The 14831-nt window shown below is 64.7% G+C and carries 14 protein-coding genes and 1 pseudogene; 8 read left to right on the plus strand and 7 right to left on the minus strand.

From position 1 onward, the window contains the following. Window positions 1-163: 163 nt before the first annotated feature. Both U873_RS0111095 and gloB read right to left on the minus strand, forming a co-directional pair. On the minus strand, window positions 164-1594 hold the full coding sequence (locus U873_RS0111095; protein WP_025128326.1) for a lytic transglycosylase domain-containing protein: 1431 nt from the start codon (window positions 1592-1594) through the stop codon (window positions 164-166). A gap of 99 nt (window positions 1595-1693) precedes the next feature. Next, entirely contained in the window at window positions 1694-2461 is a 768-nt protein-coding gene (gloB, locus tag U873_RS0111100; RefSeq protein WP_025128327.1) for a hydroxyacylglutathione hydrolase, read from the minus strand. A gap of 65 nt (window positions 2462-2526) precedes the next feature. Here gloB and U873_RS0111105 point away from each other — a divergent pair, with 65 nt between their 5' ends. Together U873_RS0111105 and rnhA are read left to right on the plus strand one after the other, a co-directional pair. Further along, complete coding sequence (locus U873_RS0111105; RefSeq protein ID WP_025128328.1) at window positions 2527-3285, plus strand: class I SAM-dependent methyltransferase; 759 nt, start codon at window positions 2527-2529, stop codon at window positions 3283-3285. Window positions 3286-3391: 106 nt separating this feature from the next. Next, window positions 3392-3844, plus strand: a complete 453-nt coding sequence (gene rnhA, locus U873_RS0111110; RefSeq protein ID WP_025128329.1) for a ribonuclease HI — start codon at window positions 3392-3394, stop codon at window positions 3842-3844. A 16-nt stretch (window positions 3845-3860) separates the two neighbouring features. Here rnhA and U873_RS0111115 read toward each other — a convergent pair whose 3' ends face one another. Further along, the gene (locus tag U873_RS0111115) at window positions 3861-4811 is read right to left on the minus strand and encodes a glycerophosphodiester phosphodiesterase family protein (RefSeq protein WP_025128330.1); all 951 of its coding nucleotides are present in this window, start codon (window positions 4809-4811) and stop codon (window positions 3861-3863) included. A gap of 145 nt (window positions 4812-4956) precedes the next feature. Further along, window positions 4957-5280 (minus strand): DUF2388 domain-containing protein, encoded by a 324-nt coding sequence (locus U873_RS0111120; RefSeq protein ID WP_025128331.1) that lies wholly within the window; start codon window positions 5278-5280, stop codon window positions 4957-4959. A gap of 196 nt (window positions 5281-5476) precedes the next feature. On the opposite strand from U873_RS0111120, the gene dnaQ reads away from it, so the two are divergent. The 3 genes and pseudogenes from dnaQ to U873_RS0111135 all read left to right on the plus strand — a co-directional run. After that, complete coding sequence (gene dnaQ, locus U873_RS0111125; RefSeq protein WP_025128332.1) at window positions 5477-6217, plus strand: DNA polymerase III subunit epsilon; 741 nt, start codon at window positions 5477-5479, stop codon at window positions 6215-6217. Between the two features lie 253 nt (window positions 6218-6470). After that, window positions 6471-8726, plus strand: coding sequence for an arginine/lysine/ornithine decarboxylase (locus U873_RS0111130; protein ID WP_025128333.1), 2256 nt, complete (start codon window positions 6471-6473; stop codon window positions 8724-8726). A gap of 14 nt (window positions 8727-8740) precedes the next feature. Further along, window positions 8741-9356 (plus strand): annotated as a pseudogene (locus U873_RS0111135) (GNAT family N-acetyltransferase); the annotation flags it as partial. Here U873_RS0111135 and U873_RS0111140 read toward each other — a convergent pair. Together U873_RS0111140 and U873_RS0111145 are read right to left on the minus strand one after the other, a co-directional pair. Then, window positions 9325-10218, minus strand: coding sequence for a LysR family transcriptional regulator (locus tag U873_RS0111140; RefSeq protein WP_025128335.1), 894 nt, complete (start codon window positions 10216-10218; stop codon window positions 9325-9327). The pseudogene U873_RS0111135 and the gene U873_RS0111140 overlap by 32 nt on opposite strands. 194 nt (window positions 10219-10412) lie before the next feature. Continuing rightward, a complete protein-coding gene (locus U873_RS0111145) occupies window positions 10413-10649 on the minus strand; it encodes a hypothetical protein (protein ID WP_025128336.1) in 237 nt (78 codons plus the stop codon). A 229-nt stretch (window positions 10650-10878) separates the two neighbouring features. Between U873_RS0111145 and U873_RS0111150 the strand changes: the two genes are divergently transcribed. The 3 genes from U873_RS0111150 to U873_RS0111160 all read left to right on the plus strand — a co-directional run bounded on the left by U873_RS0111150 (window position 10879) and on the right by U873_RS0111160 (window position 13236). Beyond that, a complete protein-coding gene (locus U873_RS0111150) occupies window positions 10879-11436 on the plus strand; it encodes an NADPH-dependent FMN reductase (RefSeq protein WP_025128337.1) in 558 nt (185 codons plus the stop codon). Between the two features lie 126 nt (window positions 11437-11562). Beyond that, window positions 11563-11910, plus strand: coding sequence for a metalloregulator ArsR/SmtB family transcription factor (locus U873_RS0111155; protein WP_025128338.1), 348 nt, complete (start codon window positions 11563-11565; stop codon window positions 11908-11910). A gap of 39 nt (window positions 11911-11949) precedes the next feature. Beyond that, window positions 11950-13236 carry an arsenic transporter gene (locus tag U873_RS0111160; RefSeq protein WP_025128339.1) on the plus strand — a complete coding sequence of 429 codons (1287 nt, stop codon included), beginning with the start codon at window positions 11950-11952 and terminating at the stop codon, window positions 13234-13236. Window positions 13237-13796: 560 nt separating this feature from the next. On the opposite strand, the gene U873_RS0111165 is transcribed toward U873_RS0111160, so the two are convergent. After that, the gene (locus U873_RS0111165; RefSeq protein WP_025128340.1) at window positions 13797-14774 is read right to left on the minus strand and encodes a DUF1853 family protein; all 978 of its coding nucleotides are present in this window, start codon (window positions 14772-14774) and stop codon (window positions 13797-13799) included. Window positions 14775-14831 lie beyond the last annotated feature (57 nt).

Genomic DNA, 14831 nt, shown 5'->3' on the forward strand with positions numbered 1-14831 from the left:
CAGGAAAAAGCGTGCTTTTTCAGTCGCAGGTGTGGCGCCGGAGCGTGCTCGCGCTGGCGCGTGCAACGCTCCAGGTTCCAGGGCGCATCGGTTACGCGGCGCTTGCCGGTACGACCCATCGGGGCCCGGGCAAGCGCCCTGGCCCCAGCGGGCTGCGTTGCGATCAGTGCGACAGGTAGACCGTGAGCATCTGGCCGGGCTTGAGGGCCTGGCCGGCGCGGGGGTTCCAGCGCTTGAGGTGCTGCATTTCAACGTTGAAGCGCTTGGCAACCATATACAGCGAGTCGCCTTGCTTGACCTTGTACTGGGTCGACTTCTTCTTGGCGTTGCTGGCCACGCGGGTCTTCTTGCTGGCGACCTTGCGAGTGTCCTGCATCACCAGGGTCTGGCCGACCTTGAGGTTCTTGCCACTGAGCTTGTTCCAGCGCTGCAGATCCTGGACGTTGACCTTGTTGGCCTTGGCGATCAGGGTCAGGTTGTCGCCGTTCTTGACCCGATAAATGCGCTTGGGCCGCAGCGAGTCACGTCCTTCATCACGGTCGAACACCGGCTTGATGGAGCGCTTGCTGATCAGCTCTTCGGGTTTCATGGTCGACAGGCTGGTGGTCAGCAACTGCGCCTTGGAGGTCGGCACCAGCAGGTGCTGGGGGCCGTCGATGGTGGTGCGCTGCTTGAACGCCGGATTGAGCTGGAACAGCTCGTCCTCATCGATGTTGGCCACCGCCGCGACCTTGGACAGGTCCATGCGCTGGTTGATCTCGACCACCTGGAAGTAGGGTTCGTTGGCGATCGGGTTGAGGTTCACGCCATAGGCTTGCGGGGTCAGGACCACCTGGGCCAGGGCCAGTAGCTTGGGCACATAGGCCTGGGTTTCCGTCGGCAGCGACAGGTTCCAGTAGTCGGTGGGCAGGCCGAGCTTTTCATTGCGCTCGATGGCCCGGCTGACGGTGCCTTCGCCGGCGTTGTAGGCCGCCAGTGCCAGCAGCCAGTCGCCGTTGAACATGTCGTGCAGGCGGGTCAGGTAGTCCATGGCCGCGGTGGTGGAGGCGGTGATGTCGCGCCGGCCATCGTAGAAGCGGGTCTGGCGCAGGTTGAAGTAGCGCCCGGTGGCCGGGACGAACTGCCACAGGCCCACCGCATCGGCCCGGGAATAGGCCAGCGGGTTGTAGGCGCTCTCGATCACCGGCAGCAGGGCCAGTTCCAGCGGCATGTTGCGCTCTTCGAGACGCTCGACGATGTAGTGGATGTAGAGGCTGCCGCGCTCGCCGGCGTTTTCCAGGAAGGAAGGGTTGCTGGCGAACCACAGGCGCTGTTGTTCAATACGCGGGTTGACGCCCAGGCCGTCTTGCAATTGGAACCCCTGGCGCATGCGTTCCCAGACATCCTGGGGAACTTGCGGGCTTGGCTGGTTGCTCAGCCAGATGGGTTTCTGCTTGATGCGGGCGTTGAAATTCTGAGTGTGTGTCGCGTCGCTCTGCGGGGCTTGGCCGGTGGTTTGGCAGCCCGCAAGAGTCGCTGACACAGCTACCGCGATGGCCTGGGCCAAGCGCGTCAATGCGTCTGAACTGATGGGAAAACGAATAGATGACGACATTGGCTGGAAGTAAGTTCCGGGCAAAAATGTCGGGCGATTCTAGGAAGCACCCGGGGTGCGGTCAACCATTCAGAATTTTTGTGCCAATCCGGCACCGGCCTAGAACTTATCTTTCCAGGCCCTCAGGGCTGCAAAGACCGCACTTTGGGACAGGTTATCCTGGCCATTCCGTTCGTCCGCTTTTTGTTTAACGGATGTTTCAGCGGTACGCAGAAAAGGGTTGGTCAGTTTCTCCAGGGCCAGGGTCGACGGCAAGGTCATGCGCCCGTGTTCGCGCAGTTGGCTGACTTTTTCCAGGCGCTGGGCGATGTCCGGGTTGGCGGGTTCCACGGCCTGGGCAAAGCGCAGGTTGCTCAGGGTGTATTCATGGGTGCAGTAGATCAGGGTGTCGTCCGGCAATGCCGCCAGGCGCTCCAGGGAGTGGTGCATCTGCTCCGGGGTGCCTTCGAACAGGCGACCGCAACCTGCGGCGAACAGGGTGTCGCCGCAGAACAGCAGGCCGTGGTGGTAATAGGCAATGTGCCCCAGGGTGTGGCCGGGGACGGCAAACACCTCGAATTCCCAGCCCAGGATGCTGGCGCGGCCGTTGTCATCCAGGGCCACGTCGCGCCCGGGGATCTTCTCTTGCGCCGGACCGTAGACCGTGGCGCCGCTGTGTTGCTTCAGGCGCTCGACACCACCGACATGGTCATGGTGATGGTGGGTCACCAGGATATCGCTGAGCTGCCAGCCCGGGTGCTGTTCCAGCCAGGCCAGTACCGGCGCCGCATCCCCCGGGTCGACGACTGCGCAACGCTGGCTGCGATGATCCTGTAACAACCAGATGTAGTTGTCGGTGAAGGCGGGCAGGGCACTGATCTGTATCATCTTCGAATTCGCCAAGCAGAAAACAATGGCGCATCTTAGTGCTTCTTGGCGTGTTGGAGAATGCAATGACCGATAAAGCCTTCGCTCAGGCAGATCCCGACTGGCTGGCCCTGATCAGTGCAGCCCGGGAATGGCTGTCCGGCCCCCTGGGGCAATTTCTGCTGGATGAAGAGCGGCGCATGCTCGAAGAGGAGCTGGGGCGTTTCTTCGGCGGCTACCTGGTGCACTACGGCCCTTCGGCGCAAACCCCGCCGGCGGCGCCCCAGGTGCAGCGCAATGTGCGCCTCGGGGCACCGTTGCCCGGGGTCGAGATCGTCTGCGAGGAGCAGGCCTGGCCCTTGAGCGAGCACGCCGTGGACGTGGTGGTGCTGCAGCACGGTCTGGATTTCTGCCTGTCGCCCCATGGCCTGCTGCGGGAGGCGGCGAGCAGCGTGCGTCCGGGCGGGCACCTGTTGATTGTCGGGATCAACCCCTGGAGCACCTGGGGGCTGCGCCATGTGTTCGCCCACGATGCCCTGCGCCAGGCCCGCTGCATTGCCCCCTCGCGGGTAGGCGACTGGCTCAACCTGCTGGGCTTTGCGCTGGAGAAACGCCGCTTCGGGTGCTATCGTCCGCCGCTTGCGTCGTTGGCATGGCAGGCGCGACTGGCCGGCTGGGAACGCCGTGCCGGGCAGTGGCAATTGTCCGGAGGCGGGTTCTACCTGCTGGTGGCACGCAAGATCGCCGTGGGCCTGCGCCCGGTGCGCCAAGTCCGGCGCGAGCCGATGGGCAAGCTGGTGCCGCTGCCCATGGCCAAGGTCAATCGCCGTAACAGCGAGCCCTGATGACCGATTGAAACCTTCTTTTTATACAGCCGGCCGGATTGTCCGGCCCTGGGCACTGTCGACTGTGCTCGACAGGCCAATGGCAATTTTCTGATGGAAGGCGTGGATGAGCGATAGCGTAGAAATCTTTACCGACGGTGCCTGCAAGGGCAATCCCGGCCCCGGTGGCTGGGGCGCGTTGATGGTGTGCAAGGGCGTCGAGAAGGAGCTCTGGGGCGGTGAAGCCAACACCACCAACAACCGCATGGAGCTGATGGCGGCGATTCGCGGCCTGGAAGAGCTCAAGCGCGAGTGCGAAGTGCTGCTGGTCACCGACTCGCAGTATGTAATGAAGGGCATCAACGAGTGGATGGTCAACTGGAAGAAGCGCGGCTGGAAAACCGCGGCCAAGGAGCCGGTCAAGAATGCCGACCTGTGGCAGAAGCTGGATGAACAGGTCAACCGCCACAAGGTCACCTGGAAGTGGGTGCGTGGCCATACCGGCCATCACGGCAACGAGCGGGCCGACCAACTGGCCAACCGCGGCGTCGACGAGGTCCGCGGCTACAAACAGCCCTGATGCCCTGAGCGGGCAATCAGCGACAAGGCAGCGGCCGTTCGAGCCGCTGCTTCATTTGCGCCGTCGCACGGGGCGAATCCACCAGTACTGCATCCATCTTCAGGCAGGTGGCCGCCTGGTAGTCCTCGGCGCTATTGATGCCGATCGCCAGCATCCGCACCTTGCCCCGTGACTGAAAGCAATCCACCGCAGCGGGCGTCCACAGCCGGGCATCGACCTGGGAGCGGGCTTCGCCCAGGGTAAAGGTCTCGACCAGTTGCACCGGGCGCCGGTACTCGAAGGCCACCCAACTGCCGGGTGCAGGTGGTGCGTTGCAGTGGTGGGCGAGGGCGACGCTGGCCAGCCGATCCCGGGTGCTGTCTCTGGATTCGAACAGCCGAGCCTGGGGATAGGGGGCGAAAGCCTGCTGGTAGCTGGCATCGGTGGAGTAGATCAGCACCCGGTTCCAGGCGTGCAGCTGTTCCAGCAGGCGGGCGACGGCCTGGGCCTGGGGGGCAGCCGGCAGGGCCTTCATGTCGAGAATCACCGGCACCGACTCGGGGATCGCCAGCAGCGCCTGGCGCAACGACGGCAGGGGCAGTGGCTGGGTGCGATAGGGAAAGCTCACCTGGCCATCGGCTGCCGTCTGCTTGAAATTCCACCCGGCATTGAGGGCCTGCAACTGCGCCAGGGTGTGCTGGTTGACTGCGCCTGTGGCCTGGGTATTGGCGCTCAGGTCGGCCGGTCGGTACAGCACCGGTACGCCATCACTGCTCAGTTGCACCGTCAGCCAGAGCATGTCGACCTTGTTGCGCAGGGCGTTGTCGATGGCCAGCAGGGTGTTTTCGGGAAAGTCCGCGGCGCCGCCGCGATGAGCGACGATCAGCGGCCGTTGTTGGCTGTCGCTGTCGGTGCGGGCAAGGGAAGAGCAGCCACTGATGCAGGCCAAGGCCAACAGCAGTGGGAACATCTGTCGAGTCTTGAGCATGGGAGGGCGGTTCCTGGTGGGTGAGTGCAACGCCGGGTATCAGCGCCCGCGTGCCTGGGTGAGGCGGCACGGTAACGCAATAGCCTTGTTCACATAAAGAAACGGCTGGGGCGGGCGATGAATTAGCCGCGCAGCCACCTGGGGCTCAGAGCGCAAGCATGGCGCTGGCCAGTTGCAGGTCGGTACAGGGCGGGGCGGCGAGCACCTGGCGAATGTGCATCAGGGCGGCTTCCAACCGGGCGCCACGGATTTCGCCGGCGCTGGCCACGAAGGCTGCGGCGTCGCTCTGGGCGGCGAGCACAAGTTTGTCGTCCTTGAATGAGCTGCTGGCTTTGGAGCTGCCTTCGGTTGAACTCAGGGTCAGGCTCATGCTGATGTCGGTGCTGATCACCAGGGCGCTGGCCTGGACGAGGTCGGCGAACAGGCAGGCGCAGAGCGCGCAGGCCAGTCGGGTTTTGCTGGGGGTCATGGCAGGGCAGGGTCCGGCGAAAAGTATCGTCCGGCACCCTAGCGCTTTGCGGCGCAATGAACTGCAGCAGCTTTGCTAAGGATTGTTAAAAACTGCGCAGGCCGCCGGCTGATGAATCCGCCATGGGTGTCATGCCGCCAGAGCGTGCTAAAATCCCGCGCTTTGAAACACTTCCAGCGTTGAGAACTGACCCCTGATGGCCAACAGATCTGTTGTACTCGATACCGAAACCACCGGCATGCCGGTGACCGACGGCCACCGGATCATTGAAATCGGTTGCGTCGAGTTGATCGGTCGGCGCCTGACCGGCCGGCACTTCCACGTTTACCTGCAAGCGGATCGCGAGAGTGATGAAGGCGCCATCGGCGTTCACGGCATCACCAACGAATTCCTGGTGGGCAAGCCGCGTTTCGCCGAAGTCGCCGACGAGTTCTTCGACTTCATCCAGGGCGCGCAGCTGATCATCCACAACGCGGCGTTCGACGTTGGCTTCATCAACAACGAATTCGCCCTGATGGGCCGCCAGGACCGGGCGGACATCACCCAGCACTGCACCATCCTCGACACCCTGTTGATGGCCCGTGAGCGTCACCCAGGCCAGCGCAACAGCCTGGATGCCCTGTGCAAGCGCTATGACGTCGACAACTCCGGCCGTGAGCTGCACGGCGCCTTGCTCGACTCGGAGATCCTCGCCGACGTCTACCTGACCATGACCGGTGGCCAGACCAGCCTGTCGCTGGCTGGCAATGCCTCGGACGGTGATGGTTCGGCTGGCCAGAGCACGGAGATCCGGCGCTTGTCGGCCGAGCGTGCGCGGGGGCGGATCATTCGCGCCAGCGAGGCCGAGCTGGCCGAGCATCAGGCACGCCTGGAAATCATTGCCAAATCCGCCGGCGCGCCGGCCTTGTGGACCCAGTTGCTCGAAGCCCAGCAGTGATGCCCAGGCAGCCCGCTCCCGGGTTATGCCCCGGGCCTGGCGGCGCGGGCCTCTTGCAGGCGCGAGGCCTGTAGCTTCGCGAGGTGGCCGGGGACGATTACAGGCCACAGCAGCCTCGAAGCGGAGCGGCCAATTATCCCAGGGCGACGTTTTGTTACACCCTCTCCCTGCCCGGGGTGACACGAAGCGCCCCCAGCTTCTACCCTGAGTTCCATTGGCGGAGCCCACCCGCCGTCTCAGGACGCCCAGCTCCATGTATAAAGACCTGCAGTTTCCGATCCTGATCGTGCACCGCGACATCAAGGCCGACACGGTCGCCGGGGACCGGGTGCGGGGCATTGCCCGAGAGCTGGAAAAGGACGGTTTCAGTATTTTCTCCGCCGTGGACTATGCCGAAGGTCGGCTGGTTGCCGCGACCCATCACGGCTTGGCCTGCATGTTGATCGCCGCCGAGGGGGCCGGGGAAAACACCCACCTGCTGCAGAACATGGTCGAGCTGATCCGCCTGGCCCGGGTGCGTGCGCCACTGCTGCCGATCTTCGCCCTGGGCGAGCAGGTGACCCTGGAAAATGCGCCTGCCGACGCCATGAGCGAGCTCAATCAACTGCGGGGCATTCTCTACCTGTTCGAGGACACGGTGCCGTTCCTGGCCCGGCAGGTGGCCCGGGCGGCACGCAATTACCTTGATGGCCTGCTGCCGCCTTTCTTCAAGGCCCTGGTGCAGCACACCGCCGACTCCAACTATTCCTGGCACACCCCGGGCCATGGCGGTGGCGTGGCCTATCGCAAGAGCCCGGTGGGGCAGGCGTTCCACCAGTTCTTCGGTGAGAACACCCTGCGCTCGGACCTGTCGGTCTCGGTACCGGAGCTGGGCTCGCTGCTGGACCACACCGGCCCTCTGGCGGAAGCCGAGGCACGGGCGGCGCGCAACTTCGGCGCGGATCACACGTTTTTCGTGATCAACGGCACCTCCACCGCCAACAAGATCGTCTGGCACTCCATGGTCGGCCGCGATGACCTGGTGCTGGTGGACCGCAACTGCCACAAGTCGGTGCTGCATTCGATCATCATGACCGGGGCCATCCCCCTGTACCTGTGTCCGGAACGCAACGAACTGGGGATTATCGGGCCGATTCCCCTGAGCGAGTTCAGCCCCGAGTCGATCCAGGCCAAGATCGACGCCAGCCCGCTGACCCGCGGCCGGGCGCCCCGGGTCAAGCTGGCGGTGGTCACCAACTCGACCTACGACGGGTTGTGCTACAACGCCGAACTGATCAAGCAGAGCCTGGGCAACAGCGTCGAGGTTTTGCACTTCGACGAAGCCTGGTATGCCTACGCGGCCTTCCACGAGTTTTTCTCCGGGCGCTACGGCATGGGCACTTCCCGCAGCGCCGACAGCCCCCTGGTGTTCACCACCCATTCGACCCACAAGTTGCTGGCGGCCTTCAGCCAGGCCTCGATGATCCATGTGCAGGACGGTGGCGCCCGGCAGCTGGATCGGGACCGTTTCAACGAAGCCTTCATGATGCACATCTCCACTTCGCCGCAGTACAGCATCATCGCCTCCCTGGATGTGGCTTCGGCGATGATGGAAGGGCCCGCGGGGCGCTCACTGTTGCAGGAAATGTTCGACGAGGCCCTGAGCTTTCGCCGGGCCCTGGCCAACCTGCGGCAGAACATCGCCGCCGATGACTGGTGGTTCTCGGTATGGCAGCCGGAGCGGGTCGAGGGCATCGACCAGGTGCGCACCGGAGACTGGCTGCTGGAGCCGGAAGGCGAGTGGCACGGTTTTGCCGGGGTCACCGATGACTATGTGCTGCTCGATCCGATCAAGGTGACCCTGGTGATGCCGGGCCTGACCGCTGGCGGCGCCCTGAGCGAGCACGGGATTCCCGCGGCGGTGGTCAGCAAGTTCCTCTGGGAGCGCGGGCTGGTGGTGGAGAAGACCGGGCTCTACTCGTTCCTGGTGCTGTTCTCCATGGGCATCACCAAGGGCAAGTGGAGCACGCTGCTGACCGAGCTGCTGGAGTTCAAGCGCAACTACGATGCCAATGCCAGCCTTGCCAGTTGCCTGCCCAGCGTGGCCGGCCAGGACCCGCAGCGCTATCAGGGCATGGGCCTGCAGGACCTGTGCGACCAGTTGCATGCCTGCTACCGCAGCAACGCCACGGCCAAGCACCTCAAGCGCATGTACACGGTGTTGCCGGAGGTGGCGATGAAACCCGCCGACGCCTACGACCATCTGGTGCGCGGCGAAGTCGAAGCGGTGTCGATTGACCAGCTGCAAGGGCGCATCGCTGCGGTGATGCTGGTGCCGTACCCGCCGGGGATCCCGCTGATCATGCCCGGTGAGCGCTTCACCGAGTCGACCCGCTCGATCATCGACTACCTGGCCTTTGCCCGAGCCTTCGACAGCAGCTTCCCGGGGTTTGTCGCCGACGTGCACGGGCTGCAACATGACGACCAGGGCAATGGACGGCAATACACCGTCGATTGCATCAAAGCGTGAGGAGTTTCCCCACTATGCAGCCCGCTGTTAATCCCCGGTACCCGGGCCTGGCGATCCGCGTCGCCGATGAAGGTTTTGCCCCTTATGTCTGGGGCAGTGATTTCAGCTTCCAGGTCGGCGCCTACGCCGAGGCCGAGCGCGGTGTGTCGGTCAGTGACTGGCCGTTGCGCCAGATCGTGCCTTACCGCAAGTGCTATGGCATCGACCCGGAAGAGTTCAGCAGCTACCGCAACGCAGCGGACAGCGAGATTTTCATGGCCTTCCTCGACGACCAGCCGGTGGGCCACATGGTCATCAGTACCAACTGGAACGGCTACGCGCATATTGACGAGCTGGCGGTGCATGCACCGGCGCGACGCCATGGCGTGGCCCGGGCGCTGCTGGAAGTGGCGCAGTTCTGGAGTCGCAAGAAACAGTTGCCGGGGGTGATGCTGGAGACCCAGAACAACAACCTGGGCGCCTGTCGCCTGTATGAGCGTTGCGGCTATGTGGTGGGCGGCGTGGATCACCTGCGCTATCGCGGCATCGATGCGCAAACCAGCGAGGTGGCGATCTTCTGGTACCGACTGTTTGCCGATGAGCCCGAGCTTGCCCAGCCTTAGCCCGCCAGCAGTGCCTCGGCCTGCTCCGTCAGCAGTTGCAGCAGGGCATCCAGCAGTGGCGAACCGTCGCTGCCGGCGCGGCGCAGGGCATACAGGGTGACGCTGACCGGGGGCGACAGGGGGCTGACATCGAGCCCGGCGCTGCGCGCGCCGGCGGCGGTGAAGGGATCGACGATGGCCAATCCTTCGCCGGCTTCCACCAGGCTGCTCATCATCTGGTAGGTCTGTACCCGGGTCTGGATCACCGGGCTGGGTCGCAGGTTCTGCAGTTTGCCGGTAAGCACCAGGCTCAGCGGGTCCTGGCCTTCGAGGCCGACCATGGCCTGGCCGGCCAGGTCCTGCAGGGCCACGTATTTTTGCTTGGGCTGCAGCCAGCCATGGGGGGCGATCAGGAACAGCTTGCCCTGGGCCAGGACCTGGCTGTCGATGTCCGGGTGCTCGGGGTCGTAGAGGCTCAGGCCCAGGTCGCAGTCGCGCAGCAGCAGGCTGTCGACCATCGCCCGGGTGCTCTGGCTGCGCAGGCTGCAGGGGGTGTCGGCGAAGCGCCGGCGCAGGGCGGCAATGCACCGGGGGAGAAGTTGTTGCACCAGGGGCGGGGTGCCGATGATGCGCAAGGGTGGCGCCTGGTGAAACCTCAGGCTGTCGGCCAGGCGTTGCACCGGTTCGAAGGCGTCATAGACTCCGGTGATCGCCGCTTGCAGTCCGCGGGCCTCGCGGGTGGCCTGCAGGCGTCCACGCACGCTGGCAAACAGCATGAAGCCCAATTGGCTTTCGGCATCGCGCAGCAGGGCTTCGACCTCGGCCACCGACAGTTGCAGCAACTCGGCGGCGGTGCCCAGGTGAGCGGTTTGCAGGAGCGCCTGAATCACTTCGATATGACGTAAACGCATGCTTGAAATCCATATCCAGCCGGTTGGGGAGTCAAGCATCGAATCCTACCCCAAGTGCAGGCCAGGAATCTGTAGCCGCGGCCCCGGGCCGCGAGAGGGGCCGCAAGGGCTTCAGCGCTGTTGCAATCGCCGCGTGGGTGGCCACGAGCTGCGGCGCCGGCCTGCGGCTGCTCGGCACACGGCGAGGTGTGGGGTCACTCGCTCACGTACGTCTCGGGTTCACGCACTATGGTCACGTCCGACTGCACCAGCAGAAACTGGTTGTCATCGAGCTTCTTGACCCGGTCGCCAATCGCCAGGCGATAGGTGGTCACGGGCTCCGAGCCGGCCAGGCCTTCCTCCGAGGGCATGGATTCCTGGAATTCGTGCACTGAATACACTCGTCCCTCGGCATCTCTTGCATGGAATTGTCCGACAAGTACTGCTGCCATCTTTTAGAGCCTCTGGAGATAAAACACGCAAATTTCGGTGCTGTAGACCCAGAGGGTACGGGGTAAGTTTTGCCGGCAGGAAAAAATATTCCGCCCATGGCCGTGGCGCAGCTCCGGGCCGTGTCGCACGGCGGGGCCCAGGACAAAAAAATGCCGGTGCCGGGTAGCAGGCAACCCCTCGGCTCATCTATAACTAGGGCCTTCCTCAAGCGAACGGTTGGAGTCTTCCATGAGCAATGTCTACAAGGTCGCAGTGCTGGTCGGCAGTCTGAGAAAACAGTCCCTGAACCGCAAGGTCGCCCTGGCACTGGCCGAACTGGCGCCTGCCAACCTGCAGTTGAACATCGTCGAGATCGGCGACTTGCCGTTCTACAACGAAGACATCGAGGCAACGCCGCCGGCGGCCTACACCCATTTTCGCGAGCAGATCAGCGCCGCCGATGCCGTGTTGTTCGTGACCCCGGAATACAACCGTTCGGTACCGGCCGTGCTGAAGAACGCCATCGATGTCGGTTCGCGCCCTTATGGCAAGAGCGCCTGGGGCGGCAAGCCCGGCGCGGTGATCAGCGTTTCCCCGGGGGCCATCGGCGGCTTCGGCGCCAACCACCACCTGCGCCAGTCCCTGGTGTTCCTCAATGTGCCGTGCATGCAGCAGCCCGAAGCCTACCTGGGCGGCGCGGGTTCGGCGTTCGACGAGTCCGGCAAGCTGTCGGAGGCCACCCGGCCGTTCCTGCAGGGCTTCATCAATGCCTATGGGCAATGGGTGGAACAGCAGAAGAAGAACTGAGCACCTGCTCGGCGGCGGGCGGGTTCCTTCTGGTACCTGCCTGCCGGCAATGCCCGGGGTAATCATCGCTTTACCGTATATACGAAAATCCATATATTTGCCGCTCCCGTTCCAGGAGCGCAGCTGGTGTCCGTCTCTCTCAATCCTGCCGAGTTGTTCAAGGCCCTGGCCGATGAAACCCGCAGCCGCATCGTGCTGCTGATCACCCGGGAAGGGGAGCTGTGCGTCTGCGAACTGACGGCCGCCCTGGACCTGAGCCAGCCGAAGGTTTCCCGGCACCTGGCGCTGTTGCGCGGTTGCGGCCTGCTGGCCGACCGGCGCCAGGGGCAATGGGTCTACTACCGTCTGCACCCCGGCCTGGACGGCTGGGCCCACAGCCTGTTGCACGGCACCTTGCAGGGCAACGGCCCCTGGCTGGCGGAGGATGTGCAGCGCCTGCAAGCCATGGCCGACCGTCCGCTGCGCTGTTGCTGAGTCCCGCTCATTTACGATCCTCTTCAAAGGCGGTTGCCCATGTTGATTGCGGTATTGATTTTCCTCCTGACCATCACCCTGGTGATCTGGCAGCCCAAGGGCCTGGGAGTGGGCTGGAGCGCAGTGCTGGGGGCAGTCCTGGCGCTGCTCTGCGGGGTGGTGCAGGTTGCCGATATCCCGGTGGTGTGGCAGATCATCTGGAATGCCACTGGCACCTTCGTCGCGCTGATCATCATCAGCCTGTTGCTGGACGAGGCCGGTTTCTTCGCCTGGACGGCCCTGCACGTGGCGCGCTGGGGCCGGGGCCGGGGCCGGCGCCTCTTCGCCTACATGGTGCTGCTGGGGGCCCTGGTGTCGGCGCTGTTCGCCAATGATGGTGCGGCGCTGATCCTGACGCCCATCGTGATTTCCATGCTCCTGGCTCTGCGCTTCAGCGCAGCCACCACCCTGGCCTTCGTCATGGGCGCCGGGTTCATCGCCGACACCGCAAGCCTACCGCTGGTGGTGTCGAACCTGGTGAACATCGTTTCCGCGGACTTCTTCAATATCGGCTTCAACCGCTACGCAGCGGTGATGCTGCCGGTCAACCTGGTGAGCGTGGCCGCGACCCTGGCGGTGCTGCTGTGGTTCTTCCGCCGCGACATACCTCAGGACTACGATCCACAACAGCTGGCGCTGCCTGCCAGTGCAATCCATGACCGGGCCACCTTCATCGCCGGCTGGTGGGTACTGCTGATTCTCCTGGCAGGCTGCTTTGCCCTGGAGCCGCTGGGCATTCCCATCAGCGCGATTTCGGCTGCGTGCGCCACCTTGCTGCTGGTGATCGCTGCCCGGGGTCATCGGATCTCCACTCGCAAGGTACTCAAGGAAGCACCCTGGCAGATCGTGATTTTCTCCCTGGGCATGTACCTGGTGGTCTATGGCCTGCGCAACGCCGGACTCACCGCTCACCTGGCCGGCTGGCTCGACGGTTTTGCCAGCGGCGGAATCTGGGGCGCGGCCCTGGGCACCGGCTTGCTGACGGCCGGGCTGTCGTCGGTGATGAACAACCTGCCGACGGTGCTGATCGGCGCCTTGTCCATCGATGCCAGCCAGGCCAGTGGGGTGGTCAAGGAGGCGATGATCTATGCCAACGTCATCGGCAGCGACCTGGGTCCGAAGATCACCCCCATCGGTAGCCTGGCCACCTTGCTCTGGCTGCATGTACTGGAGCGCAAGGGCATTCATATCGGCTGGGGGTATTACTTCCGTGTCGGCATCGTGCTGACCCTGCCGGTGTTGCTGATCACCTTAGTGGCGCTGGCGTTGCGCCTTTCCCTGGCCTAGCGCGAGCCCAGCCCAGGAACCAGATGATTGCAGTGCTCCCCCGTAGGAGCCGGCTTGCCGGCGAAGAGGCCCGTGAGCTTGGCGCCGGTCTTGCGGACGCCTTCGCTGGCAAGCCAGCTCCTACAGGACCCAGGTGATTGCAGTGCTCCCCCGTAGGAGCCGGCTTGCCGGCGAAGAGGCCCGTGAGCCTGGCGTCGGTCTTGCGGACGCCTTCGCTGGCAAGACAGCTCCTACAGGTTCCAGGTGATTGCGCTGCTCCCCCGTAGGAGCCGGCTTGCCGGCGAAGAGGCCCGTGAGCCTGGCGTCGGTCTTGCGGACGCCTTCGCTGGCAAGCCAGCTCCTACAGGTCCCAGGTGATTGCGGTGCTCCTCCGTAGGAGCCGGCTTGCCGGCGAAGAGGCCTGTGAACCTGGCGCCGGTCTTGCGGACGCTTTCGCTGGCAAGCCAGCTCCTACAGGTTCCAGGTGATTGCGGTGCTCCCCCGTAGGAGCCGGCTTGCCGGCGAAGAGGCCCGCGGGCCTGGCGCCGGTCTTGCGGACGCTTTCGCTGGCAAGCCAGCTCCTACGAGGGGCGGTCTCTGGGGGCGAGGGCCTGGGGCGTGGGGACGTTGGGCCAGAGATCGGCCACCAGGAACAGCCGCTCGGCTTCTTCCCAGTCGCCTTCCAGGGTTTCCTCCATCCTGACCAGTAGCTGCGCAGGGGCGTGGGGCTCGAGTTCGGCCAGCCATTGCTGCAGCTGTGCAGCGCTCCAGGTGTGCTCGGCCGGGTAGTGCGCCGGCGCCAGCCAGGCGTGGCGGGGCAGGGGTTGCCAGCGTCCCGGGGGGCTCTGGACGATGAACGCGGGCCAGTCCCGCTGGTGCAGCCAGCGCCCGTGCAGGTGCTGCGGGTGCGCCCCGCGCGGCGATTCGGCGTGGCCCGGCCAGGGGTAGAGCAGGTAACCCCCCAGCCACAGGTGGGCGCTGAACTGCTGGATGCCCAGCGCCTCCAGGGCCTCGCGGCTTTCATCGCGGGCGGAAATCGGCAGTTGATGCTCGTCCAGGTGCGCCAGCTTGCGGTCCAGGCGGTCGTGGCAGCCAGGGCCAAGCCATTGCGCGCTATCGACGCCATTGCCGTGCTGCGGCCCCAGGTACAGCTTGATCGCCAGCTCCAGGTGATGCACTCCCTCGGCATCGCGCAGCAGCATGTCCAGTTCGCCCAGGGTATGGCCGCCACGCCGGATCGGCAGGTTGGCCGCCAGCAGCTCGACGCCGGGGGCATGTTGCACGGCAAATTGCCAGAGGCGTTCGTAGTACAGGCCCAGGCGCCGGGTCGGGCCCCGGGTCAGCCACTGGCGCAGGGCGTTGCTGTCCAGGTCCAGGCGCCTTAGCCAGTGGGCCAGCAGCTGCGGCGCCTGCACCCAGTCGCTGCCGGCCAGGGGGTGGCGCTGTGGCCAGGGCGTCTGGCTGAGCATCGGCGGCGCGAGGATGACCCAGGCGAGGTCGCGGACTTCAGGTTGACGCAACTGGCGGGGGAGGTTGAGCAGATCCGGGAACAGGAGCATGTTGCGAGCATAGACGCAAACCCGCCTCGATCGCGATAAATGCGTGCCACTCGCAGT

This window comes from Pseudomonas sp. PH1b, from assembly GCF_000633395.1.
Classification (GTDB): Bacteria; Pseudomonadota; Gammaproteobacteria; order Pseudomonadales; family Pseudomonadaceae; genus Aquipseudomonas.

What these genes read in the sequence shown, in the direction of transcription:
- gloB (WP_025128327.1), bottom strand. Translation starts at nt 2,461, where the DNA reads ATGATACAGATCAGTGCCCTGCCCGCCTTCACCGACAACTACATCTGG.
- U873_RS0111120 (WP_025128331.1), bottom strand. Translation starts at nt 5,280, where the DNA reads ATGACCCCCAGCAAAACCCGACTGGCCTGCGCGCTCTGCGCCTGCCTG.
- U873_RS0111130 (WP_025128333.1), top strand. Translation starts at nt 6,471, where the DNA reads ATGTATAAAGACCTGCAGTTTCCGATCCTGATCGTGCACCGCGACATC.
- U873_RS0111160 (WP_025128339.1), top strand. Translation starts at nt 11,950, where the DNA reads ATGTTGATTGCGGTATTGATTTTCCTCCTGACCATCACCCTGGTGATC.
- U873_RS0111145 (WP_025128336.1), bottom strand. Translation starts at nt 10,649, where the DNA reads ATGGCAGCAGTACTTGTCGGACAATTCCATGCAAGAGATGCCGAGGGA.
- U873_RS0111115 (WP_025128330.1), bottom strand. Translation starts at nt 4,811, where the DNA reads ATGCTCAAGACTCGACAGATGTTCCCACTGCTGTTGGCCTTGGCCTGC.
- rnhA (WP_025128329.1), top strand. Translation starts at nt 3,392, where the DNA reads ATGAGCGATAGCGTAGAAATCTTTACCGACGGTGCCTGCAAGGGCAAT.
- U873_RS0111140 (WP_025128335.1), bottom strand. Translation starts at nt 10,218, where the DNA reads ATGCGTTTACGTCATATCGAAGTGATTCAGGCGCTCCTGCAAACCGCT.
- U873_RS0111150 (WP_025128337.1), top strand. Translation starts at nt 10,879, where the DNA reads ATGAGCAATGTCTACAAGGTCGCAGTGCTGGTCGGCAGTCTGAGAAAA.
- U873_RS0111105 (WP_025128328.1), top strand. Translation starts at nt 2,527, where the DNA reads ATGACCGATAAAGCCTTCGCTCAGGCAGATCCCGACTGGCTGGCCCTG.
- U873_RS0111095 (WP_025128326.1), bottom strand. Translation starts at nt 1,594, where the DNA reads ATGTCGTCATCTATTCGTTTTCCCATCAGTTCAGACGCATTGACGCGC.
- dnaQ (WP_025128332.1), top strand. Translation starts at nt 5,477, where the DNA reads ATGGCCAACAGATCTGTTGTACTCGATACCGAAACCACCGGCATGCCG.
- U873_RS0111165 (WP_025128340.1), bottom strand. Translation starts at nt 14,774, where the DNA reads ATGCTCCTGTTCCCGGATCTGCTCAACCTCCCCCGCCAGTTGCGTCAA.